The sequence below is a fragment of the Pseudomonas sp. N40(2020) genome (assembly GCF_014472415.1).
Taxonomy (GTDB): Bacteria; Pseudomonadota; Gammaproteobacteria; order Pseudomonadales; family Pseudomonadaceae; genus Aquipseudomonas.
Map to the genome: position 1 here is coordinate 1 of NZ_JACSZV010000035.1, position 24,193 is coordinate 24,193.

Here is a 24,193-nt window from a genome sequence, read left to right on the forward strand (position 1 = left end):
GAGAGGGCTAGGGTGAGGGCCTCATTTAAAACCGTTCGGTAAATAAGAGCGTGTCCCCAACCCCCATCCCCCCTAAAATACCCGCCATTCCCGATTCGCCCCCCGAGGCCGCTTGTTCATGTCCGTTACCGCCCCATCCGCCAAATCGGCGCCAGATCACCACGCCCAGTTCATCGAGCTGCTGCAAACCAGCCTCGAGCAGAACGGTTTCATCAAACTGGTGCTGGCCAAATACGTCGGTGAAGAAACGGATCTGCAGCGGGTCATCATCAAACCGGTGACGGTCAAGGCGCAGCCAAACCTGTCCTTCGTCTATCGCTACAAGACCCGCGACATCACCAAGAATCTGCCACTGGCCGAAGGCGTGGCGATGATTGCCGAGGTGTTGCCGGCCTCGTTTAAAAATGCGCATTTGCTGGCCGTGACTGATGAAGCACAGCTCGAATACAGCAAAAAGGGCAAGAGTTCGCTGTTCAAGAGCAAACCCCAGCAATTGCGTGAAGCGCCGTCCGCCGAGCACAACCGCGAGAAAAACCGCTTTCTGGAGTTGAGCCGACCGTTCCTCAAGGATCTGGGCGTGACCAATGCGCAACAAGAGCTGATCCCGGCGATGTCGCGCAAGTGGAAGCAGATCAACAAGTTCATCGAAGTCTTCAGCCATGCCCTGACCTCGTCCCCGCTGGCGCTGGACAAGCCGGTGCGGGTCGCAGATTTCGGTTCGGGCAAGGGTTATCTGACCTTCGCGATTCACGATTACCTGCGCAACACCTTGAAGGCCGAGGGTGAAGTCACCGGCGTCGAATTGCGCGAAGAGATGGTCAACCTGTGCAACGCTGCGGCGGCGAAGCTGGATCATCCGGGGCTGGTGTTCAAGTGCGGTGACGTGCGCAGCGTGGCGCCGAGCGAGCTGGACGTGATGATCGCCCTGCATGCCTGCGACATCGCCACCGATTACGCGATCCACACCGGCATTCGTTCGGGCGCGTCGATCATCATGTGCTCGCCGTGCTGCCACAAACAGATCCGCCTGCAAATCCAGAGCCCGGCGCTGCTCAAGCCGATGCTGCAATACGGTCTGCACCTCGGCCAGCAGGCGGAAATGGTCACCGACAGCTTGCGTGCGCTGTTCCTCGAGGCCTGTGGTTACGAGACCAAGGTGTTCGAGTTCATTTCACTGGACCACACCAACAAGAACAAGATGATTCTGGCGGTGAAACGCGCCGAGCCGGTAGACCCGGCTCAGCTGTTGGTGAAGATTGAGGAATTGAAGGCGTTCTACAACATCAGCGAGCACTGTCTGGAAACCTTGCTGCGCGCCGATGGTTATCTGAGCTGAATCTCACGCAGTGGCAGCCTTTGCTGGCTGCACGGTGGTCTTGCGACCGAGCATGACGGTCGCAATCACCCCGCAAGCAAACACCCAGGTGATCGGCTCCACATGTTCCCCAAAGAACAGCGCCGAAAACGCGATGGTGAAGAAGATCTGCAGCAACTGGATCTGACTGACCCGGGCAATGCCACCCATGGCCAGCCCGGCGTACCAGGCGAAGAAGCCGAGAAACTGCGAAAACAGCGCGACGTAGCCGAACGCCCACCAGGCCTTGGCCGACACCGTGCCCTGATGTTGCAGCGCCAGGTACAACACCGGGCCGATCAATAGCGGTGTCGACAGCACCAGCGCCCAGCAGATCACCTGCCAGCCGCCCATCTCCTTGGCCAACCGGCCGCCCTCGGCGTAGCCCAGACCTCCCACGGCAATCGCGCCGAGCATCAATAAATCCCCGGCCTGAATGCTGCCGGCCCCGGTAAACAACGCATAACCAAGCACCAGCGCACTGCCCAGCGCGGCGCAGGCCCAGAAGGCTTTTGACGGCCGTTCGTGGGACAACCAAGCGGCATAAAGCGCCACGCACAACGGCTGCAATCCGTTGACCAGTGCACCGTGGGACGCCGGCAACGTCTGCATGGCCCAGGCCGACAACACCGGGAAACCGAGAATCACCCCGGCGATCACCATGCTAAGGCCTTTGACCTGTGCCCACGTCGGCCACTTCTCCCGTCGCCATAACAACAGTAACGCTGCCGGAATCGCCGCGAACAAGGCGCGGCCCAAGCCGTTGAGCAAGGGATGCAGTTCCTGCACGACGATGCGGGTGAAGGGCAGGGTAAGGCTGAAAATCACAACCCCGAGCAGGCCGAGGGCCATGCCGGTGTTTTCGCGCGAAGACATGAGGTTGACCAGAATTGAAGGTGGCAGGGGATTGCCTTCATCAAGCCATAAACCGGGCCATTCGGGCTGGTACAGCCAGGCGCAGAGTTAGGCGTACAGTTTGCGGGCGCCATCGCTAGCAGGCTCACTCCTGCAGGGGAACGCATTTCAACCGTAGGAGTGAGCCTGCTCGCGATGAACGATAACTCGGTAGTACCCGGTTATTACCTGCCGGCCCGGAATGGGTCTACCTTGAACACTCCCAGGCAATTTCCAGAGGAGTCCTCCCCATGGCCGCGAAAAAAATCCTGATGCTGGTCGGCGATTACGTCGAAGACTACGAAGTGATGGTGCCGTTCCAGGCCCTGCAAATGGTCGGCCACACCGTCCACGCCGTATGCCCGGACAAGGCCGCCGGCAAAACCGTGCGCACCGCCATCCACGACTTTGAAGGCGACCAGACCTACAGCGAAAAACCGGGTCACCTGTTTGCCCTCAATTTTGATTTCGCCAAGGTCCGCGAGGCGGATTACGACGCACTGGTAATTCCGGGTGGTCGTGCGCCGGAATACCTTCGACTGAATGAAAAAGTCCTCGAACTGGTACGCGCCTTCGACAAGGCTGGCAAGCCGATCGCAGCGGTGTGTCACGGCGCGCAGTTGCTGGCGGCGGCGGGGGTTCTCGAAGGGCGCGAATGCAGCGCCTACCCGGCCTGCGCGCCGGAAGTCCGACTGGCGGGCGGCACGTACATCGACATTCCCGTGACCGACGGCCACGTTCAAGGCAATCTGGTCACCGCCCCGGCATGGCCGGCGCATCCGAACTGGCTGGCCGGTTTCCTCGGTTTGCTCGGCACCAAAATCACCCTGTAACGAGGATTCGCCCATGTGCGAGCTCTACGTCAAGGCTGACCCGATTCTCTACGAATCGCGCTCGCGTTCGCTGCGCATCTGCGGGGTGGTGACGACGTTGCGCCTGGAAAACCAGTTTTGGGACATCCTCAGCGAAATCGCCGAGGTCGATGGCATGACCACCAATCAACTGATCGCCAAGCTGTATGAAGAGGTGATGGACTATCGCGGGGAGGTGGTGAACTTTGCCTCGTTCCTGCGGGTGAGTTGTACGCGGTATCTGTCGCAACGGCGTAGTGCTGCGCCGGAGTTGTCGGTGGTGCGGGCGGTGGTGAAATAGCCCTGACCGAGTTGACCCCATCGCGGGCTTGCCCGCGATGGGGGCGGTATAGGCGACAGATGTTCCGGACTGGTCTTTACTTCGACGCGCGAAACTTCTTAATCGCCAAGGAGAAACGAGCATGTCCGGATGGTACGAAGTCAGTAAAAGCAGCAACGGCCAGTTCAGATTTGTGCTGAAAGCGGCCAACGCCGAAACCATTCTCACCAGTGAGCTCTACACCACTCGCGCGGCAGCCGACGGCGGCATCGCCTCGGTGCAGACCAACAGCCCGCTGGATGAGCGTTACGAGAAGAAAACCACCAAGGACGGTCATCCGTACTTCAACCTCAAAGCCGCCAATCACCAGATCATCGGTAGCAGCGAGTCTTACTCCTCCGATGCCGCGTGCGACAAAGGCATTGCCAGCGTGAAAGCCAACGGGTCGACCAAAACCATCAAGGACAAGACCCTGCCGGTGCTCTAGAGAACACTGAAAATCAAACTGTAGGAGTGAGCCTGCTCGCGATGAAGCCGTCAGATTCAATAGAGATGTTGACTGATCGACCGCTATCGCGAGCAGGCTCACTCCCACATTGGTATTCGTGTTTTCAGGAAGATCAGCGCAGGGTTTTCAGGATCGCTTGTAGCTGACCGCGCCCGGTTTCACTCAGCGGAAACACCGGCAACCGCGGCTCCCCAACCTCAAGCCCCGTCTCTCGCAACCCGGCCTTGATCGTCGCCGGCAAACCACCCTTGAGGATGAAATCCAGCAACGGCAACTGGCGGTAGAACAGCTCCCGCGCCTTTTTCAGATCACCGGCAAGTGAAGCCGCGTACAGATCCAGATTCAGCTGCGGGATCAAGTTCGGCGCCGCCGTGCACCAGCCTTTCGCCCCAGCGGCAAATGCTTCCAGTGCCAGCGGATTGCAGCCGTTGTAGAACGGCACCTGACCTTCGCCGAGCAATTGCAGTTTGTGCATACGCTGGATGTCGCCGGTGCTCTCCTTGACCATGGTCACGTTTTCCACCGCGCCGACGATGCGCAGAATCAGGTCGACTGACATGTCGGTGCCGCTGGTGGCCGGGTTGTTGTAGAGCATGATCGGCACGCCGATGCTGTCACCGATGGCGCGGTAATGGGCGAGGATTTCCGCTTCGCTGAGCTTCCAGTAAGACGCCGGCAGCACCATCACCACATCCGCGCCGTGAGCTTCGGCAAAACGCGCGCGACGCACGGCTTTGGCGGTGGTCAGGTCGGATACGCTGACGATGGTGGGCACGCGTCTGGCCACATGCTTGATGCTGAATTCGGCAACCTGATCCCACTCGGAGTCGCTCAGGTACGCGCCTTCGCCGGTACTGCCCAATGGCGCGATGGCGTGGACGCCGCTGTCGATCATTCGATCAATCGATTGGCCCAGCGCGGGCAGATCCAGCCCTTCGCCGTTGGCGCCGAACGGGGTGATGGTGTAGCCGATGATGCCGTGAATGTTGGACATGGGAGTGTCTCCGTAAAAAGGTTTCAGTTCAGGCAATCGGCGTGTTGGCGCAGGTTCTGCCGAGCGTAATAGTTGAAAGCGGCGGCGTGGCGTTTTGGCTTGGACACCCAGTCATGCGCCTCGCGGCCCAGCGCCGGAATGATCGGCTTGATTGTGCCGGCCGCCATCGCCAACAGTTGCAGCCTGGCCGCGCGTTCGATCAATTGGGCGATGACGCACGCCTCTTCAATTGTGCTGCCGGTGGACAACTGACCGTGGTGCGAAAGCAGAATCGCCCGTTTGTCGCCCAGCGCGCCGGCAATCAGTTCGCCTTCTTCATTGCCCACCGGAACCCCCGGCCAGCCTTCGAGAAACGCGCAGTCGTCATACAGCGGGCACAGGTCCATGTGGGAAATCTCCAGCGGCACCTCCAGCATCGACAGCGCGGCAATGTGCGTCGGGTGGGTGTGGATGATGCAGTTCACGTCCGGTCGGGCGCGGTATACCCAGCTGTGGAAACGGTTGGCCGGGTTGGCCATGCCGTGACCTTCGAGCACTTCCAGATCCTCGTTGACCAGCAGCAGATTGCTCGCGGTGATTTCATCGAAACCCAGGCCCAGTTGCTGAGTGTAATAGGTGCCCGGCTGCGGGCCACGGGCAGTAATTTGCCCGGCCAGACCAGAGTCATGACCACTCTCGAACAGGATTCGGCAAGTCAGGGCCAGCTTTTGCCGGTCTGTCCACGTATTATCCGCCAGGGTGTTTTGCATCTGGGTCAGCGCTTGCCTGACCAGTTGCTCTTTGGGTAGTGCTAATGTCTTGGCCATGTCTGTGTCCTTTGGGTGAAGGCAAATGACACGAAAGAGGCTATATGACACAAAGTGTCATTGACAAGCACAAATCGTCGCTTCCTCAATGGAATAACCGCTGCACATGTCTATCCGTTTGAAATTATTGAGAAAAAAACTTGGCGTAACCCTTGAGGCACTGGCCGAAAAATCCGGCATGACCAAGAGTTATCTGTCGAAAGTCGAGCGTGGGTTGAACACCCCGTCGATTGCTGCCGCTTTGAAACTGGCGAAGGCGTTGAACGTGAAAGTCGAGGAATTGTTCTCCGAAGACACCGTCAGTCTCGACAGCTACAGCCTGGTGCGCAGTCACGAGCGCCAGTCATTGGCCGCCAATGACCAGAGCCCGGGTTATGCGGTGCTGGCGCATCAGGTCAGCGAGCGCAATCTGCTGCCGTTCATCATCTACCCGCCGAGCGAATTCACCGACAAGACCTTCAAAGAGCATCTGGGCGAAGAATTTCTGTTCGTCCACGAAGGGCAGGTGGAAGTGGATTTCATGAACGAAAAAGTGCTGCTTGAGCGCGGCGATGCGCTGCACTTCAATGCGCAGAAACCGCACCGGATTCGATCGGTGGGGGAGGTCCAGGCGCAGTTGCTGGTGGTGGTGCACAGCTCGGAAGAATGAGCTGAAAATCAAAAAATCGTCCGATCGCGGCCCGAGCCTTCGGACGATCTTTTGATCTTGTCTCAAACCTCGACCGGCACCGACAACTTCGGATTTCCCAACGCATGCGTCTTCGCATCAAAAAACCGCAACGCCACCCCAGTCCCTTCAAACACCTTCGCGTAATGCCGCTTCTGATGCTGAATGAACGCCGCACTGCGCGGATAAATCGAGATCGCCACCACCTTCGGTTTCGCCAGGCGCAAGGCCCGCACAATGTGGCTGTCCTGCTCGGCCAAGGCATGGCCGAAGATGCACAGACTGTCGCCATGGCCCAATAACTGCTCGTAACAGAACGACAGATAATCCGAGCTGCGAATGGTCCTGAGTTTCTCGGCACTCGGCCCTTCGTTGATGAACAGCGGCACGTCATCCAGCGTCTTCAGCGTGTTGTTGATCGCGAAGCTGCCGAGCAGCGTGCCTTCGGTCGAGGTCAGTTTGCGCGCGGTGCCATCCTGGTTGCGCACAAGATGCAGACCGCCGTGCAGGTACAGTAAACGCGGTTTTTTCGTGGCGCTTTCGCTCAGGTCGAAACTCGCATTCGGGCCATTGAACAGATCGTCGATGGCTTCGCTGCGGTGTTGGAGCGCCCAGTAGTTGAGCAAGTCGTAATTGGTGGTGAACACCGTGCGATAGCGCGCCAGTTCTTCATTGAGCGTCGCCAGCGTCGAGGCTCGCACCAGGCGCCACGGAATATGGATGGCGTGCACGCTGTTGATCAGCGCTTCCTTGATTGCGTAGTAGCGATTGCGCGGCGCTGCCGAGCTGACGGCCAGTGCCTTGTTGACCCGGCTGGTGGTTTTCAGCGCGCCGAGCACTTGCTCGAAGCTGCGCGTCTGCATCGCGTCGAACACCGCCAGTTCCGATGCGCTCAGCGGTTTGTCTTCCACGGTACGGGCGTTTTCGAACAGCGAGTCATAACCGAAGTCGTCCCACACCGCGCGGCTGGCGCCGTTCCCCACCAGCAAACCCTTGAAATCGGTCGCGGCGCGCAGGCTGCTCCAGTCTTCGAGGGTGGCGTCGACATCCAGAAAATCGCTCATTGCTTGGCACATCTCAAAACATAGGGGCTGATGGGCGGCGACTTTATCACGAGCGGGCATTGAGCCAGATCAACATACGCCATGACCGATCGGTCGATGCTGTGTGTACCCGTCGGATCGCAGCTGTCGATTTGGCCCCAGTCAGGAGAGACACGATGAGCAGCACCTTTTTCATTCCGGCGGTCAACATCATGGGCAGCGGCTGCCTCGACGAAGCCATGGTCGCGATCCGCAACTACGGCTTTCGCAAGGCACTGATCGTCACCGACGCGGGGCTGGCCAAGGCCGGCGTGGCGACCATGGTTGCCGAGAAACTGGCCATGCAGGACATCGACTCGGTGATCTTCGATGGCGCCAAACCGAACCCGAGCATCGCCAACGTCGAGTCCGGCCTGGGGCTGCTCAAGGAAAGTCGCTGTGATTTCGTGGTGTCGCTGGGCGGCGGTTCGCCCCACGACTGCGCCAAGGGTATTGCGCTGTGCGCGACCAACGGCGGGCAGATTCGGGATTACGAAGGCGTCGATCAATCAACCAAGCCGCAACTGCCGCTGATCGCGATCAACACCACCGCCGGCACCGCCAGCGAGATGACCCGGTTCTGCATCATCACCGATGAATCGCGCCACGTAAAAATGGCCATCGTCGACCGTAACGTTACGCCGCTGTTGTCGGTCAACGACCCGGCACTGATGGTCGCCATGCCGAAAAGCCTGACCGCCGCCACCGGCATGGACGCACTGACCCACGCCATCGAAGCCTATGTTTCGACTGCCGCCAACCCGATCACCGACGCCTGTGCGCTGAAGGCCATGACCCTGATCAGCAACAACCTTCGCCTGGCTGTGCGCGACGGCAGCGACCTCGCGGCGCGGGAGAATATGGCCTACGCGCAGTTCCTTGCCGGCATGGCGTTCAACAATGCGTCCCTTGGCTACGTGCACGCGATGGCGCATCAGTTGGGCGGGTTCTACGACTTGCCGCACGGAGTGTGCAACGCCGTATTGCTGCCACATGTGCAGACGTTCAATGCGTTGGTGTGTGCCGATCGCCTGACCGATGTGGCCCACGCGATGGGCGCAGATGTTCATGGTTTCAGTCCGGAAGAGGGCGCCCAAACGGCGATCAATGCGATCCGTAGCCTGGCCAAAGATGTCGAGATTCCCGGCGGTTTACGTGAGCTCGGTGCCAAACTCACCGATATCCCGATGCTCGCCGGCAATGCCCTTAAAGACGCCTGCGGTCTGACCAACCCGCGTGTGGCGGATCAGCGGCAGATCGAAGAGATTTTCCGCAACGCGTTTTGAGAGCAGCGTTTGCGGGAAAGATTTCGATGACCGGGCCGGCCCTTTCGCGGGCAAGCCCGCTCCCACAGTGTCCGCGGTGACATACAAATGCTGTGTCCAATGCCGCTCCCTGTGGGAGCGGGCTTGCCCGCGAAAACTGGCTTCCAGGCACTACAAATCCCCCCGAGTTCTCACATCACCCGACAACCGCCACATTTCTCCCAAACAGCCCACCAAACTGAATCAACACCCCCCTCAGCAGTGGCACGGATCTGATTCTCACGGTGTCCTCGCGGAGCCTGCGGGATATTGATCAGCGCGAATTAATCGTCTTGCCTCCGCCGTTCGAGATACCGCCGTTTTCGTTTGTGCTGGCGTGGCCTAAGCACCGGGGCGGGGATCAGGCGTTGAATGGGTTGAATCAGAAGATTGAGGAGGGGATAGTGCGCGGCTGAAAAGTCATCAAGGAGCGGGACGTGACAGTGAAGTCTGGATTGATCGGGTGTGTGGCGCTGTGCGCAGGGTTGATGGCGGGGCAGGTGTTTGCCGAGTGCACGCCGGCGACGGTGACGGGGCAGTGGGACTTTTCTGTCTGCAAGGATTGGCCTGTCGATCCTGCCCTGACGATCACTGCAGTTTCAAAATTTGTACCGGATCCGGTATACGCCAAGGGCGAAAAAATCGGTTCCTACGATCTCGATTTATCGGTGTCGTCAGCAGACGACTCAACGCCGCTCGCTCGTTATCTTCAAACTTCTGCATTCACCACTGATGCGTTCGCGCTGGAGAGTGTGGAACTCGACACCGCGCGCTACAAACTCACTCCGAAGCTTCGTGCTTTTGGTGTTCGGGCGATTTTCAGAGGCTCCTCCAGCGTCAATCCCTTGAATGAAACCGTGCTGTCGCTCTATGTGAAAGAGGGCGACAAACTGCGTCCAGTACTGGATCGGTTGGTGGTTTACCGCTTCAGTGGCGAGTGGGATGGCAATTGTGCGGGGGATCGTGGAACCACGGTTCGCACGATTGAAATGGGCAAAACCAGCTCTCACGGATATGCCGACCTGATCGTCAAATCGGTGACCACCGGCCTCACTGGAGAAGGGCCGCCGGACAACTGCGAAATCAAGACGACAAACTACAAGCCTGAGTTGACCACTCTGCGTTACGACGGCAATTCTTACGTTTTACCTAACGGTTTCCAAGGCCTGTAACCGACCAGCCAAACACGACTTATATCAAGGAAGAACCATGCTCAGCCCAACCAGACTCCTTATCGCCCTCGGTTTTCTGGCCATCGCTGCCCAGGCCCAGGCCGCCTGCACCACCAAGACCTTCGACGGCCAATCACTGTCACGCTGCATCGTCTGGCCAGCCTTCCCGGCGCAGGCGATCGCGGTCAAATCCACGTACCTGGCCGACCCCGGCGACGACGAGGCCGGGGTGTTCGATCTGGATCTGGCGCTCGTCAATGCCAGCAACGCCAACCCCATCGCCACTTACCGTAAACCGGGCGCCTACAACTCCGATGCCGTGCGGTTTGACGATTTGCGCGTCGACACCGGCCGCTACCGACTGGCGTCGGACGTGCGGGCTTTCGGCCTGCGTTCGAAGTTCACCCACAGTTCCCACGCCATTCCCTACGAGAAAACCGATCTGGCGCTGTATGTTCGCGAAGGCGATAAGCTGCGCCCGGTGCTGGAAGGGTTGGTGATCTACAAGAACAACGGTGAGTTCATGAATGACTGCGAAGGCTACATGAAGAAAATTCGCCGGACAGTCGACATCGGCACCACGAGTCACAACGGTCTCGCCGATTTGATCATCACCACCAGCGGCACCAAGATGAAAAATACCCAGTCGGGAAAACAGTGCGTTTCGAAAGATACCGTGCTGAAAAAGACCCAAATCACCCTGACCTACGACGGCCAGCAATACACCGTCCCCGAAGACCTGCGAGGCTACTGATCAGATGCTCACCGGCCTCAACCACCTGACCCTCGCCGTCAGCGATCTCAACCGCAGCCTCGGGTTCTATCGCGATGTGTTGGGTCTGCGCGTCGAAGCCACGTGGGACGCTGGCGCCTATCTGTCGTTGCCGGGGCTGTGGTTGTGCCTGTCGTTTGATCCACAGCGCGCGGCCGAGGTGTCTGCCGACTACACCCATTACGCCTTCAGCCTCGGTGTGGCGGATTTCCCGCTGTTCGTCGAACAGCTAAAAGCGGCCAGCGTGCGGGAATGGCGGGACAACCGCAGCGAAGGTGCGTCGTTCTACTTCCTTGACCCCGACGGCCACAAGCTCGAAGCCCACCTCGGCGATCTCGCCTCGCGGCTGGCGGCGTGTCGGCTGAAACCGTATGCCGGCATGCGTTTTTACGACGAGCCGTGAACTCGCTCAATCGGCTGATATAGACTGGCCGCCACGTATTCTGGCGCTTGCAGGTTTTCCATGACTCCATCGTTGCTAATGGCCGTGCTGGCCTCGGGTTTCATTTACGGCATCACTCCCGGGCCGGGCGTGCTGGCGGTGTTCGGCATTGGCGCAGCGCATGGGCGACGGGCCGGGGCGGGGTTTCTTTGCGGGCATCTGCTTGGCGATGTGGTCTGGTGCAGCATCGCGCTGATCGCGATTGTCGGGGCACGGGAAATCGGCAGCACCGCGTTTGATGTGCTCGGCGTACTCAGCGGTTTGTACCTGTTCTGGCTCGGCTGGCGTGCGGTGCGTGCGCAGCGTCGCAGCGCTGATGAACCGCAGGGCGCAGCACGCAATCCGTTCTGGCACGGCATCCTGTTCGGCCTGACCAACCCCAAGGCCTATCCGGTAGCGGTGGCGACCTTTACCGCGCTGTTGTCGAGCCGCGCCGAACTGCTCAACTGGTCGATGCTGCCGGCGCTGATCGCCCTGAGTTTCCTCGGCGGATTAATTGCCTACGCGATTCTCATCGGCGTGGTCGGCGCGCAGCGGGTACGCACGGTCTATCAACGGCACGAACTGCTCATCACGCGGTTGTGTGGCGTGATGTTCATTGGTTTCGCCATCAATGCGCTGATGCATGCGCTGCCGGGATTGCTGCCGAACAAGGCTTGATTTTCGCGACTCGGGTTTCACCGTTCGTCGCGCAGGCGGCAATTTTTCTAAACCTTTGCCTGGCAGAAAATTCTCAATCTAGGCGGGCACCTGCTCGCCGCGATCAATACCAAGAGGTAGAGAATCATGCCTAATTCAAGAAACTCGAACTCGGGAAACTTCGCCAACGATCGAACGAAGGCGTCTGAAGCCGGTCGCAAAGGTGGGAAAACCACCACAACGACGGTCGATAAAGAGCCTGCGAAAACAGAAACGGGCCGCAAGCCTGCTCAGAAATCGAAGTAGTCGGTGAAGGTAGTTTTGATTGAGAGGCGGGGGCGCAAGCTCCCGCTTGAATTCAGCAAGAAGGAGGGCGCGACCATGAGCCGGATGGCCACCCACGTACGTCGTTTAAGTTTTGTCACCGTTTTAGGGTTATTCGCCAGCAGCGCCTTTGCCCAGTCGCCTGCCGAATTCATCAATGATGCTTCAGCCAAAGGCATGGCCGACATCGAAGCCAGCCGCTTGGCGCACCAGAAGTCCGAATCCAAAGAGGTCAAGGACTACATCATCGTCGTCATCAACGACCGCACCACGGCCAATCAGCACCTGGCGAAAATCGCCAAGAAGCTCGACCTGCCCGTCGCGCCGCGTGACGAAATGGCCGACAAGGCCAAGGAAATGATTCCAGAAGTCAAAGACGGCGCGACCTTCGATCAGGCCTATGCCGCCAGTCAGGTCAAAGCCACGGAAGAAGCCATTCAGCAGATTCAGCAGCAAGCGCAGACCACCGACGTGCCGGAGATCAAAGCCTTCGCCGATGAGACCTTGCCCAAGCTGCAAAACCATCTGCAAATGGCCCGGGCGCTGCAAGCCAGCCGTTAATCTCAAACTTCAAATAAAAACGGCGCCTTGGCGCCGTTTTTGTTGTTCAACACTCATTCAAATCCTGCTTCGGCTTGCTCTTTTCCCCCAGCCCCTCAAGATTGAAAACCTCTCCCTCACCCATCGTCCGGTAGTGCTTGCGCAACGCTTCCAGCTGCTTCAGATCCAGCGCTTCCAGGCCCAGCATGGCGTTCTGTGCCTCTTTGGTTACCCGCAGCAATTCATCAATCTTCAAATGCAGGATGTCGGTGTCACGGTTCTGCGTGTTCTGGATCAGGAACACCATCAGGAACGTGATGATCGTCGTCGAGGTATTGATGACCAGTTGCCAGGTGTCGTTGAACTGAAAAACCGGCCCGCTCATCCCCCATATCGCAATCAGGATCAACGCCCCCATGAAGGTCGAGGGGCTACCGGCCCAGAGAGCGAGTTTCTGCGAGATCTTGGCGAATTTCATGGCTGTATTCCTTATTGGTAAGCGCTTGAAATACAGACCTCTGCTGAGGTGTGAAAATTCTAATTACAACTCCGCGAACGTTGCTCGACGTTGGTAAGGAGGCCAGGTTTGTCCGTTAGCTGTATCGTGGCGGCACTCGCTTTTCGCCCCCGACAGGAGAACGCAATGAGTTGGTCCGCCAAACAATACGTCGCTTTCGAAGATGAACGCACCCGCCCGGCCCGCGATCTGCTCGCGGCGATTCCCACGGCTGACGCCCGGTCGGTGGTCGATATCGGTTGCGGGCCCGGTAACTCGACGGAGTTGCTGGTGCAGCGTTTTTCAGGGGCAAAAGTCAGTGGGTTGGACAGTTCGCCCGACATGATCGACGCCGCGCGCAAGCGCCTGCCGCAGTTGCAGTTTGATGTCGCCGAGATTGATCAATGGGCCGATGAAGGACCGTTCGATGTGATCTTTGCCAATGCGGTGTTGCAGTGGGTGCCGGATCACGCGTCTTTGCTGCCGGCGCTGGCGGGCAAGTTGTCGGCGGGGGGCAGTCTGGCGATCCAGATGCCGGACAACCTCAACGAGCCATCCCACCGGCTGATGCGCGAAGTCGCCGCGAACGGCCCGTGGGCCGGCAAACTCGCCGGTGCGGCGGGGCAGCGTACCGAGATGGCCAGTGCCAGCGAATACTTCTCGATGCTGCGACCGTGCTGCGCGCGGGTCGATGTGTGGCGCACCACCTATCACCACCAGTTGCCCAGCGGGGCGGCGGGGGTGGTGGAGTGGTTCAAGGGCAGTGGGTTGATTCCGTTTTTGAGTCCGCTGAGGGAAGACGAGCAGGCGCAATATCTGGAACAGTATCTGGCTGAGGTTGCGCGAGCTTATCCGGCGTTGGCCGATGGTTCGGTGCTGTTGCCGTTTCCGCGATTGTTTATCGTCGCGACGCGCTGAATTCGACTCTGGAGACCCTCACCCCAGCCCTCTCCCAGAGGGAGAGGGAGCCGATTTGAGGGCCGTTCAAATTCTGAGTTCGACTCGATGTCGCAAGTCGGCGTAGCTCGAACGAGCACATCGGTCAGTCCCCTCTCCCTCCGGGAGAGGGTTAGGGTGAGGGGCTTTTCCGAGACAGGCACCCACTCAGCGCTGCACCGCCACCAACATCATCATCGGCCGCTCCCGCTCTTCAGCCAGCGCCGGTTGCGCCGCCACTTCCGCATCGCTCGGCCCCCATTCGTTGACGTGGCGAATGGTAAATCCAGCGCCAATCAGTGAATTCAGTAACGTGCCGACAGTACGGTGCTGCTTGATCACACCGTCCGCCAGCCAATTGGTCACCCGCTCGCCCTCCCTCTGATAACTGTCCAGCGGCCAGCGCTTGCGGCCTTCGCTGTCGACCAGCCAACCGGGATTGCGCGGCGCCATGAAGATCGGGTGTTCGATGGAAAACACAAAGTGTGACCCCGGTTTCAGCGCCGCATAGAGGTGAGCAAACAGCCCCGGCAGATCCTTGATGTAGTGCAGCGCCAGAGAGCTGTAAGCCAGGTCGAAACTGCAGGCGGGCAAGTCGAGTTGTTCCAGGTCGGCGCGTTCATAACGGATGTTCGCCGCCGTAGTGGTTTCGCGTGCCCGTTCCAGCATCTTCTCCGAAACGTCCAGGGCCAGGACGCTCGCGGCGCCGTGCTCACTGGCCCAGCGGCTGAACCAGCCGTAACCGCAACCCAGATCCACCACGTTCAAGCCGTGCATGGAGGGCAACAAGGCTTTGAGCGCCGGCCATTCCGGCGCGGCATCGAGGCCGCCGATGGAGCGGTTCATCTGGCTGTAGCCCTGGAAAAATTCGGGATCGTCGTAGATGTTTTGAGTCATGGGGAAGTGCTCTTTTGAGTTCGTTCGTCAGCGGCACAGCGGCCGCGATTGGGATTCCCTCGAAAGTGATGACGCGTATTCGTCGATGGCCGCGCAGGGGGAGGGTGGTGGTTGATGGGGAGATGCTAGCGGGTCGGTTGGAAAGTGAGAACCGGGGGAGTGTTGTTGATCTGTAATGTCGGACGATTCGCCGGGTTTTCTGGATGTGTAAACGCTTTCTGCTGGCTGCGTTTAAAGGCGTTCGATGTTACGTCCTGAAGCCTACAAATCCTTGCGCCGTTGCCTACCGCTACGCCAGAATCCGCCGGCTTGTGCGCCTTGGGGGCGGTCGGTAACTTGGTTCGCGTCACTGATTTCCAGTGAACGGGTTTAGCAGCCAGGCGTTTCCACCACATCGTACGAGCGTCATTCAGCCAGTTTTTGCTGTGCTTAATGGTGGCTGTGCGCATGGCACCTTCGGGTGCGCCGGGATTTTGGTGGATTCGCCCGGTCTGCTAACTTGCGTACAGCCGCCACCCTTTCGTGTAGCAGCGGGATGGTTGTGGCCCTATTCGGAATACACCATATGTTCAAAGTTACGCCAAACCCGCCAGACACCGATCCGGCATCCCCCTACGAATCGCCCGGTTCGAAGAAATTCCACGAAGCCGCTGAACGCGCCCTCGACCACTACCTCAGCCCCGCCGCCCAAATCATGGGCTCAACCAACGAACCCGAACCGATGTTCCTCGCCAACCCGAAGTACGACACCGAGTCCCTGCTGGCCAACGCCAGCGAAACCCTCGGCTCGGCCACCACCCTGCTCAACAACTTTGCCGCGATGCTCGACACCTCACACCGCAAGACCGCGCTTGGCATTGCGCAGATTGTGATGTTGAGTGAGTTGGCGGTGAATAAGGCGCTGGATAACGTGGTGCCGGCGGCTTAACCACAACGTTGAAAGCCAAAGAAACCGGCCAATTAGAGCCGGTTTCTCGAGGCTGCTGACTGGCAGCAACTTCAAACAAGTAGCGCGATGTTTTGATCGATTCGATGTTGAATGGTGCGAAGGGTTTCTCGGGTGATCACCCCCGGATACGAGCTTTCGGCGATGGCTGAAAATCGGCTTGCCACCTCGCAGAATCGGTCAATGATGTCTGCGGCAGTTGCCGCTGCCACCTCAGCTTCCACTGCAAGGTTGAGCAGGTTTTCTCGTCCAATTTCCAAAGCTTCGCCCATCACGTCCATCTGATGATAACCACCGGGCCCCTCGCAGAAGGTCACGTCGTAGGCGGGCGCTAATTTCCAATCTCCGCCAGGCGACATGATGTAAGCAAAGTTCTTCGGATGGTCGTCTCGGTTGTTGAACGCGACATTGAAGACGATTCGCTCAAACGCGCTCGCTTTCTCTCGGACGTGGTTGGTGCACTTTTGAGTCGCCCGCAAGAAGTTGACGTAATCCAAAGAGCCTGGGGATCTGAAATCTGCACCGGTAAAGGCTGCGAGACTTTGCATCGGCACCCGCAGATTGTTTTTTCGATCAAAGCGTTTAGTGGCGAAAGCGGCCATTCCCTCAGACAGGCTGAAATAACGAGTGTCAGGAGTCTGGATACCGCACAAGCGTAAGCATTCGGCATAGACCATTTCGATGGCACATACCTCGGGATGTTCTTGCTGCGCTGGAAACTTCACCAGCCAGGCTTCGAAATCAGGAGTGGCTGCCGTGGTAAAGGTATCGTTTTCTGGATCGCGATAGACCAGCGCTTTTGGTCGTGCCCCTTGGGGAGAGCCTCCCACCAGTAGCAGCTTCTGAAGAAGCTCTCCACCTTCACCTTTGAGCACTTCCTGCACTTCGGCCGCGAGCAGTTCGATGGGAACATGCATTTGCGGTTCCAGTGCCTCGGGTGCAACAGGTTCGAACGACATGGCGCCCATGGCATTGTTGCCAATGTAGGCCAAGCGCTCCAAAGGACCAACGCGTGCGGGGTTGAGGCCGCGACGTTTGAACAATCGGTCCATCAGCAACAGGCCCCAGCCGTCGGGCAGGGAGTCATAAACGGGTCCGGGCAGTCCCATCTGATGTGACGGGAAATCCCTGTTCAATTTGGCCCCCTGTAAAGGAAGCCTCAGGGAGGACAGCTCCAGCCCTTTTTTTTTCGCCTCGTTGCTGAACTCAAACACAATCAGCGGGCGACCGGTCAGAGCTTTCGTGGAAGCAAGCGTGCCCCACCGCCAACGTTCACCCCAGCCCTCGTAGTAGACGTCAACTTGCTCAAGCATTGTCGGCTTTCCTTTTGATGCGATGACGCTTGGCAGTGTTTTCGTAGCGAATGAGGTCGTCCAGGGTTTCAAGTTTAGGCAAAAACAGATCTTCGAGTTCCTTGCCGCGTCCAAGAACCATGGCGACTCGCACCAGATTGTCGAAACCCACATTACGCCCGGCTTCGAGGTTTGACACCGTGTTCGTCCCGATACCGGCTCGTGCGGCTACGTCCGCCTGTGTCATCTCCAGAGCCAATCGTTCTGTGCGCAAGCGTTGGCAAATCCGTTTGACGATCTCGCTTGCGGTGCTGAGGCTTAAATCCATCATGTCGTATTTACCGTAGGCGTAAGTGCTATGACACCAGGAGTTCTGAGTTGACTGACATTCAGGCTTGGTTGTCAGTGCACAATATACTGTGGCTTAAACGACAAAATCTTATTTAACTCACGTAAAAATGGAATTAGGCATGCTTGGATAGGGTAGGGTCAGCGCAGATTTAAGCGACAAAATTCAACCTTGCTGCAAAACTTTCAAAGCCGCCGAAGCCAGAAATCCCGAACGACTCTTCTCTTCCGGGTGGTGCAACACGTATTCATCAATGCGATTAAGCAAATGCCCCGGCAGGGTGATGTTGAGCTTCTGGGCTTTGCCCAAGTACTTCACGACATCAATATCCACCACTGCCCATGCACATCCAGCGTACTTCGGATTGGCCACGTTCACGCCAAGTTTGCTGGCCGCCGGGATCGGCGCACCGTCCTCAGCCAAAATCTCGAAATGCCCCTCAATGGCCTCCCGAGCCATGGCAACGGCATCATCCAGATCATCGCCCGCTGAAAAACATCCGGGAATGTCCGGCACTTCCACGCCCCAGGCGTGTTCCTCATCACCTATTGAAATCGCAATCGGGTAGAGCATATTCGTTGACCTCCATGGTGCTACTGACTGAGCAAGTCAAAGCAGCGCCTGTTGCAAAATACTGATGGCCGTTTTCTTCAGCAGATCCTTCTTCGGATGCGGCACCGTGACCAGCCCGGGCTTGCTGGGATGCTTGAAGTGATGGTGACTGCCTCTGACTCTCACTAAATACCAACCGTCTGCGACGAGCTGGCCGATTAAAAAACGGCTGTTCACAACACCTCCATGTGGCGTGCTTGGTGGGTACTATACCTACCGATTTTCTATGATCAACACTATAACCACCGAGTGGTCATCGTCCATTACTCGGCTCAGTGGTTTGAAGCAGTCTAGATAGGGAAACAGCGAAGGAATGATGGGTGTGTTGCAGGCTTTTTCGTTGTTTCGGCAGGCGGGAATGACGCGAATTTTTGTAGTGGTCACAAAGAGTGAAAATAAGATGAACGACAAAATGAAAAAGCCCGGCACTCGGCCGGGCTTTTTGGGCATCCAGTAACGTAATCAGGCCTGCTTTTCACGCGCTGCCAGCATTACTTCATTCTGCTTCTTGGTAGCTTCGATCAGCACTTCACTGTAAACACGCTTTTTTTCTTCCGATTTCGCATTCCGAATGAAGTCTGCGAATGGACTCGTGGACTCCTTTGTGGATCCGAATTTCATGGGGTTGCTCCGTCATTGATCCCAAGCATGGCCATCAGGTCGTATCTCGTATGCCTCTCGGGGATATGGTAGTCGATCTTGTCGACGCCGGCCTTGTAGAGGCGTCCAGAATTATCAATATGCTTCACGAGCAGATCGACATGAATGTCCTTGCCAAACTCTAGCTTAAGGGTGTTTACCACGTCACGCGCTGAAAAGTATTGGTCGACGAAATGCTCCGGTCGAATCCTGCGTCCTTCGGCTTCCTCACGGGCTCTGACAAAGGACCATGCAAGGCTAGGGTCTTGATAGACGTAGAGAATTTGCACAAACCTCCCCTTGTCGAGGCAGCGCTGCACATTTTTCCTCGCTATCTCTATATTTGAAAGCGTCCCGTCCAACAGGAAAGACTGCTTTCGCTCCAAGGCAAGGTCAATCAGCTTTCCAACGAGAATTGAAACTGCACCTTGGAAAAGCCAGGCATTGCCACCTTGATAGGCTTCAAATTCGTTCCTGAGTTCGTCTGGATCAATTCGCAGGATGGGGGTATCGGAGAAAAGATTCAGCAGGGCTAATGATGCCTCTGTTTTACCTGCTCCTGGCGAACCTGCCATGAATACCGAAACAGGCTCTTTTTCGGGAGGATAGGTGGTCTGATCGGTGAGCCGCTTACCGATAGCCTTCTTGTTTGATCGAGCAAACTTTATCGCATCATCCCAGATGGCTTGCTCTTCTCTCGTCATTCCAAGCCTTTTGTCTTCTGGCACTTAATTGGAGTCCTTTTCGAGTGAGCGGCGATCTGTCGCTTTTACTCTGCATTTACCGTACTGCGGCGTCTTCCAACCGCACGAGGTTTTATAGCGACTTTGAGCATAGCGATGGGTAGCCCGTGCATGTGGATTATTCCATTGGGCAGGCTACGTTTCTTGTCGCTAGAGCGACCGAAGCTTAAAGAGGACTGGCATATCGACAATCAACGGTGTGTTTCTGGATAGTTCTGCGCTGCCCAAATGACCAACCCCAAATCCCAGCCACAAAAAAACCGGCCATCAAGGCCGGTTTTTTCTGTTCCTGCATCCCCCGTCAAAAAACAACGTGAGACAAAAATTCGATTGGAGCGGGTGAAGGGAATCGAACCCTCGTTATCAGCTTGGGAAGCTGGAGTAATGCCATTATACGACACCCGCTCAGAGCGGCTGACTTTGTACCAGACTCGGCCACGGATTTGAAGTTTTCTTTTGCTCGCCTGGCGTTGCAACGTTGAAAACGGTCAATCGCGGGCAAGCCCGACGCGTGCACAGATGCACACATCTCATACCGGCAGACTTGCTCGCGACGACGCTTTTTCAAATGGCCAGTGCATGGTGATCCTGAACAAACGAGTAACGCGTTCGGCTAGCCTGCGGCGCCGGTTTCAGAAAGCCGAGCAGGGCGTTCTGGCTATCGCGGCACGCAGCCTTGTGCTCCATGTCGAGAAAGTGCCCGGTGGCTTGCAGGGTGGTGAAGGTGCTTTGCGCCACGTGGTTGCCGAACAGGCGCGCATCGTCGGCGGCGGTGTATTCGTCCCATTCGCCGTTGAGAAACAGCACTGGCACGTTGATCTTTTGCGCCGCGTTCAGGTAGCACTGACGATCGCTGTGCAGTACGTCGCTGATGTGGAAGTGCATCTGCCCGTATTCGTGCTCGGCCAGGCTGCTGACGTGGCGGTAGTTGAAGCGTTTGAACAGCGACGGCAGGTGTTTGCCGATGGTGCTGTTGACCAGTTCGCCGACCCGGTCGCCGTCGCGTTGGCCGAGGTAATCGACGCCGCGCTCCAGGTAATCGAGCATGTGCGCGTTGATCACCGGTGAGAACGAGCTGATCACGGCTTTTTCGATGCGCCGTGGCTGGTGCGAGAGGGCAACCAGCGTCGCGGCGCCGCCCCATGAGAACGACAGGACGTGCTCGGCGGCGAAGTGGTCGATCAGCTCCAGCAGAATCTGGCCTTCGACGTCCTTCGTCAGATGTTTCTCGTGGCGGTTGTGGGCTTTTGACCGGCCCGCGTAGGGTTGGTCGTAGCAGACCACGTTGAATTGCGGGTGCAGGTTTTTCACAGTCTGTGCAAACGACGCAGTCGTGGCCATCGAGCCGTTGACCAGGATGATGGTCTTTTCTGCGGCGTCTGCGCGATAGAACTCCGTGTAAACCCGATACTGACCCTGTATATCCAGCACAGCGATTTCTGGCCTCATGTCATAAGACTCCTGGCAAGCAAGCGGGTATGCGCGCAAATAGAGATTGCACGAGCTTTGTGACAGGTAGGCATACGCCTGGAATTTGCTGGCCCATGTCGATCCATGACAACGGTCGACGGGTATTGTTATTGGCGGGCAGTTTGCCGGGGGAAGGCGGAACCTGAGGGTTCTCTACCGGCAAAAAGTTTCTTGGATGTATGTTGTGACTCATCGGTCACAATCTGGCCGACGTCCTGATTCAAGCAGGGGTGGGGGGATCGCGCAAGTGCCGTCGGTAGATTGTTCGACAACTTCTGCTGAGCGGTCGCCTGCTTAGAACAAATGAATCTCTTCGGTGCGCAAAGCACGGTACTCGCCCGGTTTTAGCGCGTTATCAAGCAGCAACGGGCCCATGGATTCGCGGTGCAGGCGCAGGACTTTGTTGTTGAAGTGACCAAACATGCGCTTCACCTGGTGGTAACGACCCTCAACGATGCTAAGTCGCGCCGACCTCGGGCCGAGCAGCTCCAGTTGCGCAGGTTGCGTGGTCAGATCCTCGAAAGCGAAGTAGATCCCTTCGGCAAACTTAAGCGCATATTCCGCGCTGATGTCCTGCTCGGTTTCGACGTAATAGACCTTCGGCAGTTTGGTTTGCGGCTGGGTCAGACGCCGCGACCAGGTGCCGTCGTTGGTGATCAACATCAATCCGGTGGTGTTGAAATCCAGGCGTCCGGCGATGTGCAGGTCGTCCCTGTCCGGTTCATTGATCAGGTCGAGTACGGTTGGGTGTTGCGGGTCGCGAGTGGCGCTGACGCAGCCGGGCGGTTTGTGCAGCATGAAGTAGCGCGCCGGTTTGCCGAGTTGCAGCACGTCGTCATCGACTTCGACGCGGCTGAATTCCAGCACTTCGCTGTGCGGGTCGCTGACGATTTTTCCGTCAATCCGCACGCGCTTTTCCACCAGCAACAGGCGAACCTGCTGACGGTTATAGCGGGGCAGGTTGCTGAGGAAACGGTCGACGCGCATGTTCAGAATTCGAGGAATGAAGGGGCGCGCATCTTACGGGATCGCCGGTTTGGCCGCTTGCAGTTGCGCCTCAACCTGCGCGCAACGCGGGCACAGGCAGGATTTGTCGCGCAGTGCTGGCGGCAAGGCCTCGAGCACCGCCGGGTCGATGCTCACGCCGTAGCACCAGCAGGCGCGGTCGGCAGTGCGCGGGTCGGCCAGTGTGCAGTCGTTGCGGGCGCCGCAGGCCGGGCAGAGGTCGGGTTTAACGTCGGATTCAGGCATAAGTCGAGTGAGGCATTTCCACGCAGGTGCGGTTACGGCCGGATTGCTTGGCCCGGTACACCGCATGATCGGCCCGTGACAGTGGACTGTGCAAGGTGTCATCGCCGGATCACCGGCTAAATGGCATCCTTGCAGGCTCACTCCTACAGGATCAGTTCAGGGTTTTCAGATACGCCCGCCACCCGCCCAGATGACTGATATCCACGGCGCCTTCCAAACCATAGGGCTCGCAGATAAACCCGCTCTCCCAACGGCCATCCGCCAGTTGCACCTTGCCCAGCCCGAGCGGGGCCGGAATACCGGTGAGGAACGATCCCAACTCGCTGCTCGGCAACTCCCAGACTTCCACGGCAATCGCCACGCCGCCGTCCTTGACGCGAACCATGCCCGGACGCAACGGCGGACCGCCCGCCAGGGCATGCAACTGGTAATCCGGTGAGCTGTGGGTTGCTTCGATCAGTTGTCCGCCGCGCTGTGTCAGTTGCCAGTTCAATGCCAGCCCTTGCAGATGCGCGCCGCACACCACCAGTCGTGCCCGGTCGTGGCGCGCCACGGTTGCAGGCGTTGGCAGGCTGGCGTCTTGCTGGCGCTGCAATGCATCCGCCACGCTCAACAGATACTGATCGGTGAAGGCTCGGCCAAACAACGTCACGCCCCACGGCAAGCCGTTGGCCATGAACGCGCTCGGCACGGCGACGGCGGCGTAATCGAGCAGGTTCATGAAGTTGGTGTAGTAACCCAGTTCGGAATTGCGCAGCACCGGTTCGGCGTTCAGTTCGGCCCGTGTCACGGGGCGGCCGATGGTCGGGGTCAGCACGCAATCGAGGCCTTCGAGTGCCTCATCGCACAGGGCTTTGAGGGCTTGCAGTCGATACTGCGCACGGAACGTCTGCACGCCGCTCACCGCCGGGGCCTTGGCCAGTACCGCACGGATCACCGGCAACACCGCTTCGGGATTTTCCTCCATCAGTTCCCCAGCCACGCTGTAACGCTCGGCGACCCACGGCCCGTCATACAGCAAACGCGCGGCTTCGAGGAAGGGTGACAAGTCCAGTTCGACCGCTTCACCCCCCAACGCTTTCAGCCGTTCGATGGCATCGCCGAACAGCAGCGGGCCTTCGACGCAGCCGAAAAATTCAAGGTCCTGCGCGCGCGGTACGCCAAAGCGAAACGGCCTTGGCGCGCCGAACGCCGAGCCGTCGTTCCATGCCGGATTGCGGCGGCTGTATTCGTCGCGCGGATCGAGTGTCGCCGTCAACGCCAGCAACTGACTGGCCTCGCGCGCAGTCGCGGTAAACGTAGTGACGCAATCCAGCGTGCGGCACGCCGGCAGCACTCCCGCCGTGGAAATCAGGCCTTTGCTGGCCTTCAATCCGACCAGATTATTCAGCGCCGCCGGCACCCGGCCGGAACCGGCGGTGTCGGTGCCCAAGGCAAAACTCGCGACGCCCAACGCCACTGCCAGTGACGAACCGGCGCTGGAGCCGCCGGACGGATACTCCGACAACACGCTGTTGGGGCACGCGCCATACGGTGAGCGGCTGCCGTTGAGGCCGGTGGCGAACTGGTCGAGGTTGGTCTTGCCCAGCGGAATCGCCCCCAGCACCAACAACTGCTCGACGATGGTCGCCGAGCGCTCCGCTACATAGGCGAACGCCGGGCATGCGGCGGTGGTGGTAATGCCGGCCAGATCGATGTTGTCCTTGATCGCGAACGGCACGCCGTACAGCGGCAGGCTGTCCGGTTCGCGACCGTCGAGGGCAGCGAGGTAGGGTTCCAGTTCTTCTACGCTGAGCAGGTGGATGAACAGGTGATAGTCAGGATTCAGCGCGGCGGCTTTGTCGCGCAGCATCGCCAGCAGTTGGCGCGGTGTGGTGTCGCCGTTGCGGTAGGCCTGGCGCAGCGCATCGAGTTGCAGATTCATCAGTTGATC

At 58.4% G+C, this 24,193-nt stretch carries 30 protein-coding genes, 1 tRNA gene and 1 pseudogene; 15 read left to right on the forward strand and 17 right to left on the reverse strand.

What is annotated here, in order from left to right:
- Window positions 1–118: 118 nt before the first annotated feature.
- Window positions 119–1,336 carry a class I SAM-dependent methyltransferase gene (locus IAI51_RS20560; protein WP_187680115.1) on the forward strand — a complete coding sequence of 406 codons (1,218 nt, stop codon included), beginning with the start codon at window positions 119–121 and terminating at the stop codon, window positions 1,334–1,336.
- A 3-nt stretch (window positions 1,337–1,339) separates the two neighbouring features.
- Here the strand turns inward: IAI51_RS20560 and IAI51_RS20565 are convergent, their stop codons facing one another.
- The gene (locus IAI51_RS20565) at window positions 1,340–2,230 is read right to left on the reverse strand and encodes a DMT family transporter (protein WP_187680116.1); all 891 of its coding nucleotides are present in this window, start codon (window positions 2,228–2,230) and stop codon (window positions 1,340–1,342) included.
- A 269-nt stretch (window positions 2,231–2,499) separates the two neighbouring features.
- Here IAI51_RS20565 and IAI51_RS20570 point away from each other — a divergent pair, with 269 nt between their 5' ends.
- The 3 genes from IAI51_RS20570 (at window position 2,500) to IAI51_RS20580 (ending at window position 3,866) form a co-directional block, all read left to right on the forward strand.
- Window positions 2,500–3,081 carry a DJ-1/PfpI family protein gene (locus IAI51_RS20570; RefSeq protein WP_187680117.1) on the forward strand — a complete coding sequence of 194 codons (582 nt, stop codon included), beginning with the start codon at window positions 2,500–2,502 and terminating at the stop codon, window positions 3,079–3,081.
- A gap of 13 nt (window positions 3,082–3,094) precedes the next feature.
- Window positions 3,095–3,400 (forward strand): ribbon-helix-helix domain-containing protein, encoded by a 306-nt coding sequence (locus IAI51_RS20575; RefSeq protein WP_187680118.1) that lies wholly within the window; start codon window positions 3,095–3,097, stop codon window positions 3,398–3,400.
- A 121-nt stretch (window positions 3,401–3,521) separates the two neighbouring features.
- Entirely contained in the window at window positions 3,522–3,866 is a 345-nt protein-coding gene (locus IAI51_RS20580) for a YegP family protein (protein ID WP_187680119.1), read from the forward strand.
- Between the two features lie 133 nt (window positions 3,867–3,999).
- Here the strand turns inward: IAI51_RS20580 and IAI51_RS20585 are convergent, their stop codons facing one another.
- Together IAI51_RS20585 and IAI51_RS20590 are read right to left on the reverse strand one after the other, a co-directional pair.
- Entirely contained in the window at window positions 4,000–4,881 is an 882-nt protein-coding gene (locus IAI51_RS20585) for a dihydrodipicolinate synthase family protein (protein ID WP_187680120.1), read from the reverse strand.
- A 23-nt stretch (window positions 4,882–4,904) separates the two neighbouring features.
- The gene (locus IAI51_RS20590) at window positions 4,905–5,687 is read right to left on the reverse strand and encodes an aldolase (protein WP_187680121.1); all 783 of its coding nucleotides are present in this window, start codon (window positions 5,685–5,687) and stop codon (window positions 4,905–4,907) included.
- 106 nt (window positions 5,688–5,793) lie between these two features.
- On the opposite strand from IAI51_RS20590, the gene IAI51_RS20595 reads away from it, so the two are divergent.
- Window positions 5,794–6,336, forward strand: a complete 543-nt coding sequence (locus tag IAI51_RS20595; RefSeq protein WP_187680122.1) for a helix-turn-helix domain-containing protein — start codon at window positions 5,794–5,796, stop codon at window positions 6,334–6,336.
- A gap of 62 nt (window positions 6,337–6,398) precedes the next feature.
- Here IAI51_RS20595 and IAI51_RS20600 read toward each other — a convergent pair whose 3' ends face one another.
- Window positions 6,399–7,418: a DUF4917 family protein gene (locus IAI51_RS20600; protein WP_187680123.1), complete on the reverse strand. Its 1,020-nt coding sequence runs from the start codon at window positions 7,416–7,418 to the stop codon at window positions 6,399–6,401.
- 155 nt (window positions 7,419–7,573) lie between these two features.
- Here IAI51_RS20600 and yiaY point away from each other — a divergent pair, with 155 nt between their 5' ends.
- The 8 genes and pseudogenes from yiaY to IAI51_RS20635 all read left to right on the forward strand — a co-directional run bounded on the left by yiaY (window position 7,574) and on the right by IAI51_RS20635 (window position 12,650).
- A complete protein-coding gene (yiaY, locus tag IAI51_RS20605; protein ID WP_187680124.1) occupies window positions 7,574–8,722 on the forward strand; it encodes an L-threonine dehydrogenase in 1,149 nt (382 codons plus the stop codon).
- Window positions 8,723–8,961: 239 nt separating this feature from the next.
- A pseudogene (locus tag IAI51_RS28015) lies at window positions 8,962–9,156 on the forward strand (LysR family transcriptional regulator); the annotation flags it as partial.
- A 21-nt stretch (window positions 9,157–9,177) separates the two neighbouring features.
- Window positions 9,178–9,912 carry a hypothetical protein gene (locus tag IAI51_RS20610; RefSeq protein WP_187680125.1) on the forward strand — a complete coding sequence of 245 codons (735 nt, stop codon included), beginning with the start codon at window positions 9,178–9,180 and terminating at the stop codon, window positions 9,910–9,912.
- Window positions 9,913–9,949: 37 nt separating this feature from the next.
- Window positions 9,950–10,666: a hypothetical protein gene (locus tag IAI51_RS20615; RefSeq protein ID WP_187680126.1), complete on the forward strand. Its 717-nt coding sequence runs from the start codon at window positions 9,950–9,952 to the stop codon at window positions 10,664–10,666.
- 4 nt (window positions 10,667–10,670) lie between these two features.
- On the forward strand, window positions 10,671–11,087 hold the full coding sequence (fos, locus tag IAI51_RS20620) for a fosfomycin resistance glutathione transferase (protein ID WP_187680127.1): 417 nt from the start codon (window positions 10,671–10,673) through the stop codon (window positions 11,085–11,087).
- A 60-nt stretch (window positions 11,088–11,147) separates the two neighbouring features.
- The gene (locus IAI51_RS20625; RefSeq protein WP_187680128.1) at window positions 11,148–11,786 is read left to right on the forward strand and encodes a LysE family translocator; all 639 of its coding nucleotides are present in this window, start codon (window positions 11,148–11,150) and stop codon (window positions 11,784–11,786) included.
- A gap of 126 nt (window positions 11,787–11,912) precedes the next feature.
- Entirely contained in the window at window positions 11,913–12,071 is a 159-nt protein-coding gene (locus tag IAI51_RS20630; RefSeq protein WP_080762009.1) for a KGG domain-containing protein, read from the forward strand.
- A gap of 75 nt (window positions 12,072–12,146) precedes the next feature.
- Entirely contained in the window at window positions 12,147–12,650 is a 504-nt protein-coding gene (locus tag IAI51_RS20635) for a DUF4142 domain-containing protein (protein WP_187680129.1), read from the forward strand.
- Between the two features lie 46 nt (window positions 12,651–12,696).
- On the opposite strand, the gene IAI51_RS20640 is transcribed toward IAI51_RS20635, so the two are convergent.
- Window positions 12,697–13,107 carry a low affinity iron permease family protein gene (locus IAI51_RS20640; RefSeq protein WP_187680130.1) on the reverse strand — a complete coding sequence of 137 codons (411 nt, stop codon included), beginning with the start codon at window positions 13,105–13,107 and terminating at the stop codon, window positions 12,697–12,699.
- A 165-nt stretch (window positions 13,108–13,272) separates the two neighbouring features.
- Between IAI51_RS20640 and tam the strand changes: the two genes are divergently transcribed.
- Complete coding sequence (tam, locus tag IAI51_RS20645; protein ID WP_187680131.1) at window positions 13,273–14,043, forward strand: trans-aconitate 2-methyltransferase; 771 nt, start codon at window positions 13,273–13,275, stop codon at window positions 14,041–14,043.
- A gap of 186 nt (window positions 14,044–14,229) precedes the next feature.
- Here the strand turns inward: tam and IAI51_RS20650 are convergent, their stop codons facing one another.
- Complete coding sequence (locus tag IAI51_RS20650) at window positions 14,230–14,958, reverse strand: class I SAM-dependent methyltransferase (RefSeq protein WP_187680132.1); 729 nt, start codon at window positions 14,956–14,958, stop codon at window positions 14,230–14,232.
- 565 nt (window positions 14,959–15,523) lie between these two features.
- Here IAI51_RS20650 and IAI51_RS20655 point away from each other — a divergent pair.
- The gene (locus tag IAI51_RS20655) at window positions 15,524–15,886 is read left to right on the forward strand and encodes a DUF6124 family protein (protein ID WP_187680133.1); all 363 of its coding nucleotides are present in this window, start codon (window positions 15,524–15,526) and stop codon (window positions 15,884–15,886) included.
- A gap of 71 nt (window positions 15,887–15,957) precedes the next feature.
- On the opposite strand, the gene IAI51_RS20660 is transcribed toward IAI51_RS20655, so the two are convergent.
- The 11 genes from IAI51_RS20660 to atzF form a co-directional block, all read right to left on the reverse strand.
- The gene (locus tag IAI51_RS20660; protein ID WP_187680134.1) at window positions 15,958–17,217 is read right to left on the reverse strand and encodes a type II toxin-antitoxin system HipA family toxin; all 1,260 of its coding nucleotides are present in this window, start codon (window positions 17,215–17,217) and stop codon (window positions 15,958–15,960) included.
- Window positions 17,210–17,527: a helix-turn-helix transcriptional regulator gene (locus tag IAI51_RS20665; RefSeq protein WP_187680135.1), complete on the reverse strand. Its 318-nt coding sequence runs from the start codon at window positions 17,525–17,527 to the stop codon at window positions 17,210–17,212. The genes IAI51_RS20660 and IAI51_RS20665 overlap by 8 nt, the downstream gene beginning before the upstream one ends.
- A 183-nt stretch (window positions 17,528–17,710) precedes the next feature.
- Entirely contained in the window at window positions 17,711–18,118 is a 408-nt protein-coding gene (locus tag IAI51_RS20670) for a type II toxin-antitoxin system HicB family antitoxin (protein ID WP_137218087.1), read from the reverse strand.
- Between the two features lie 36 nt (window positions 18,119–18,154).
- Window positions 18,155–18,334, reverse strand: a complete 180-nt coding sequence (locus IAI51_RS20675) for a type II toxin-antitoxin system HicA family toxin (protein ID WP_187680136.1) — start codon at window positions 18,332–18,334, stop codon at window positions 18,155–18,157.
- A 285-nt stretch (window positions 18,335–18,619) separates the two neighbouring features.
- Window positions 18,620–18,778 carry a hypothetical protein gene (locus IAI51_RS20680; protein WP_187680137.1) on the reverse strand — a complete coding sequence of 53 codons (159 nt, stop codon included), beginning with the start codon at window positions 18,776–18,778 and terminating at the stop codon, window positions 18,620–18,622.
- Window positions 18,775–19,500: a zeta toxin family protein gene (locus tag IAI51_RS20685; RefSeq protein WP_187680185.1), complete on the reverse strand. Its 726-nt coding sequence runs from the start codon at window positions 19,498–19,500 to the stop codon at window positions 18,775–18,777. Before IAI51_RS20685 ends, IAI51_RS20680 begins: the two co-directional genes overlap by 4 nt.
- Window positions 19,501–19,870: 370 nt before the next feature.
- Window positions 19,871–19,944: transfer RNA gene (locus tag IAI51_RS20690), tRNA-Gly, on the reverse strand.
- Between the two features lie 159 nt (window positions 19,945–20,103).
- Window positions 20,104–20,988 (reverse strand): alpha/beta fold hydrolase, encoded by an 885-nt coding sequence (locus IAI51_RS20695; protein WP_187680138.1) that lies wholly within the window; start codon window positions 20,986–20,988, stop codon window positions 20,104–20,106.
- 315 nt (window positions 20,989–21,303) lie between these two features.
- On the reverse strand, window positions 21,304–21,996 hold the full coding sequence (locus IAI51_RS20700) for a pseudouridine synthase (RefSeq protein WP_187680139.1): 693 nt from the start codon (window positions 21,994–21,996) through the stop codon (window positions 21,304–21,306).
- A 33-nt stretch (window positions 21,997–22,029) separates the two neighbouring features.
- Window positions 22,030–22,260 carry a cysteine-rich CWC family protein gene (locus tag IAI51_RS20705; protein WP_187680140.1) on the reverse strand — a complete coding sequence of 77 codons (231 nt, stop codon included), beginning with the start codon at window positions 22,258–22,260 and terminating at the stop codon, window positions 22,030–22,032.
- 151 nt (window positions 22,261–22,411) lie between these two features.
- Complete coding sequence (gene atzF, locus IAI51_RS20710; protein ID WP_187680141.1) at window positions 22,412–24,184, reverse strand: allophanate hydrolase; 1,773 nt, start codon at window positions 24,182–24,184, stop codon at window positions 22,412–22,414.
- Window positions 24,185–24,193 lie beyond the last annotated feature (9 nt).

Excerpts from the sequence above, each read along its gene's own strand:
- IAI51_RS20560 (WP_187680115.1), top strand. The coding sequence starts at position 119 with ATGTCCGTTACCGCCCCATCCGCCAAATCGGCGCCAGATCACCACGCC.
- IAI51_RS20565 (WP_187680116.1), bottom strand. The coding sequence starts at position 2,230 with ATGTCTTCGCGCGAAAACACCGGCATGGCCCTCGGCCTGCTCGGGGTT.
- IAI51_RS20570 (WP_187680117.1), top strand. The coding sequence starts at position 2,500 with ATGGCCGCGAAAAAAATCCTGATGCTGGTCGGCGATTACGTCGAAGAC.
- IAI51_RS20575 (WP_187680118.1), top strand. The coding sequence starts at position 3,095 with ATGTGCGAGCTCTACGTCAAGGCTGACCCGATTCTCTACGAATCGCGC.
- IAI51_RS20580 (WP_187680119.1), top strand. The coding sequence starts at position 3,522 with ATGTCCGGATGGTACGAAGTCAGTAAAAGCAGCAACGGCCAGTTCAGA.
- IAI51_RS20585 (WP_187680120.1), bottom strand. The coding sequence starts at position 4,881 with ATGTCCAACATTCACGGCATCATCGGCTACACCATCACCCCGTTCGGC.
- IAI51_RS20590 (WP_187680121.1), bottom strand. The coding sequence starts at position 5,687 with ATGGCCAAGACATTAGCACTACCCAAAGAGCAACTGGTCAGGCAAGCG.
- IAI51_RS20595 (WP_187680122.1), top strand. The coding sequence starts at position 5,794 with ATGTCTATCCGTTTGAAATTATTGAGAAAAAAACTTGGCGTAACCCTT.
- IAI51_RS20600 (WP_187680123.1), bottom strand. The coding sequence starts at position 7,418 with ATGAGCGATTTTCTGGATGTCGACGCCACCCTCGAAGACTGGAGCAGC.
- yiaY (WP_187680124.1), top strand. The coding sequence starts at position 7,574 with ATGAGCAGCACCTTTTTCATTCCGGCGGTCAACATCATGGGCAGCGGC.
- IAI51_RS20615 (WP_187680126.1), top strand. The coding sequence starts at position 9,950 with ATGCTCAGCCCAACCAGACTCCTTATCGCCCTCGGTTTTCTGGCCATC.
- fos (WP_187680127.1), top strand. The coding sequence starts at position 10,671 with ATGCTCACCGGCCTCAACCACCTGACCCTCGCCGTCAGCGATCTCAAC.
- IAI51_RS20625 (WP_187680128.1), top strand. The coding sequence starts at position 11,148 with ATGACTCCATCGTTGCTAATGGCCGTGCTGGCCTCGGGTTTCATTTAC.
- IAI51_RS20630 (WP_080762009.1), top strand. The coding sequence starts at position 11,913 with ATGCCTAATTCAAGAAACTCGAACTCGGGAAACTTCGCCAACGATCGA.
- IAI51_RS20635 (WP_187680129.1), top strand. The coding sequence starts at position 12,147 with ATGAGCCGGATGGCCACCCACGTACGTCGTTTAAGTTTTGTCACCGTT.
- IAI51_RS20640 (WP_187680130.1), bottom strand. The coding sequence starts at position 13,107 with ATGAAATTCGCCAAGATCTCGCAGAAACTCGCTCTCTGGGCCGGTAGC.
- tam (WP_187680131.1), top strand. The coding sequence starts at position 13,273 with ATGAGTTGGTCCGCCAAACAATACGTCGCTTTCGAAGATGAACGCACC.
- IAI51_RS20650 (WP_187680132.1), bottom strand. The coding sequence starts at position 14,958 with ATGACTCAAAACATCTACGACGATCCCGAATTTTTCCAGGGCTACAGC.
- IAI51_RS20655 (WP_187680133.1), top strand. The coding sequence starts at position 15,524 with ATGTTCAAAGTTACGCCAAACCCGCCAGACACCGATCCGGCATCCCCC.
- IAI51_RS20660 (WP_187680134.1), bottom strand. The coding sequence starts at position 17,217 with ATGCTTGAGCAAGTTGACGTCTACTACGAGGGCTGGGGTGAACGTTGG.
- IAI51_RS20665 (WP_187680135.1), bottom strand. The coding sequence starts at position 17,527 with ATGATGGATTTAAGCCTCAGCACCGCAAGCGAGATCGTCAAACGGATT.
- IAI51_RS20670 (WP_137218087.1), bottom strand. The coding sequence starts at position 18,118 with ATGCTCTACCCGATTGCGATTTCAATAGGTGATGAGGAACACGCCTGG.
- IAI51_RS20680 (WP_187680137.1), bottom strand. The coding sequence starts at position 18,778 with ATGAAATTCGGATCCACAAAGGAGTCCACGAGTCCATTCGCAGACTTC.
- IAI51_RS20685 (WP_187680185.1), bottom strand. The coding sequence starts at position 19,500 with ATGACGAGAGAAGAGCAAGCCATCTGGGATGATGCGATAAAGTTTGCT.
- IAI51_RS20695 (WP_187680138.1), bottom strand. The coding sequence starts at position 20,988 with ATGAGGCCAGAAATCGCTGTGCTGGATATACAGGGTCAGTATCGGGTT.
- IAI51_RS20700 (WP_187680139.1), bottom strand. The coding sequence starts at position 21,996 with ATGCGCGTCGACCGTTTCCTCAGCAACCTGCCCCGCTATAACCGTCAG.
- IAI51_RS20705 (WP_187680140.1), bottom strand. The coding sequence starts at position 22,260 with ATGCCTGAATCCGACGTTAAACCCGACCTCTGCCCGGCCTGCGGCGCC.
- atzF (WP_187680141.1), bottom strand. The coding sequence starts at position 24,184 with ATGAATCTGCAACTCGATGCGCTGCGCCAGGCCTACCGCAACGGCGAC.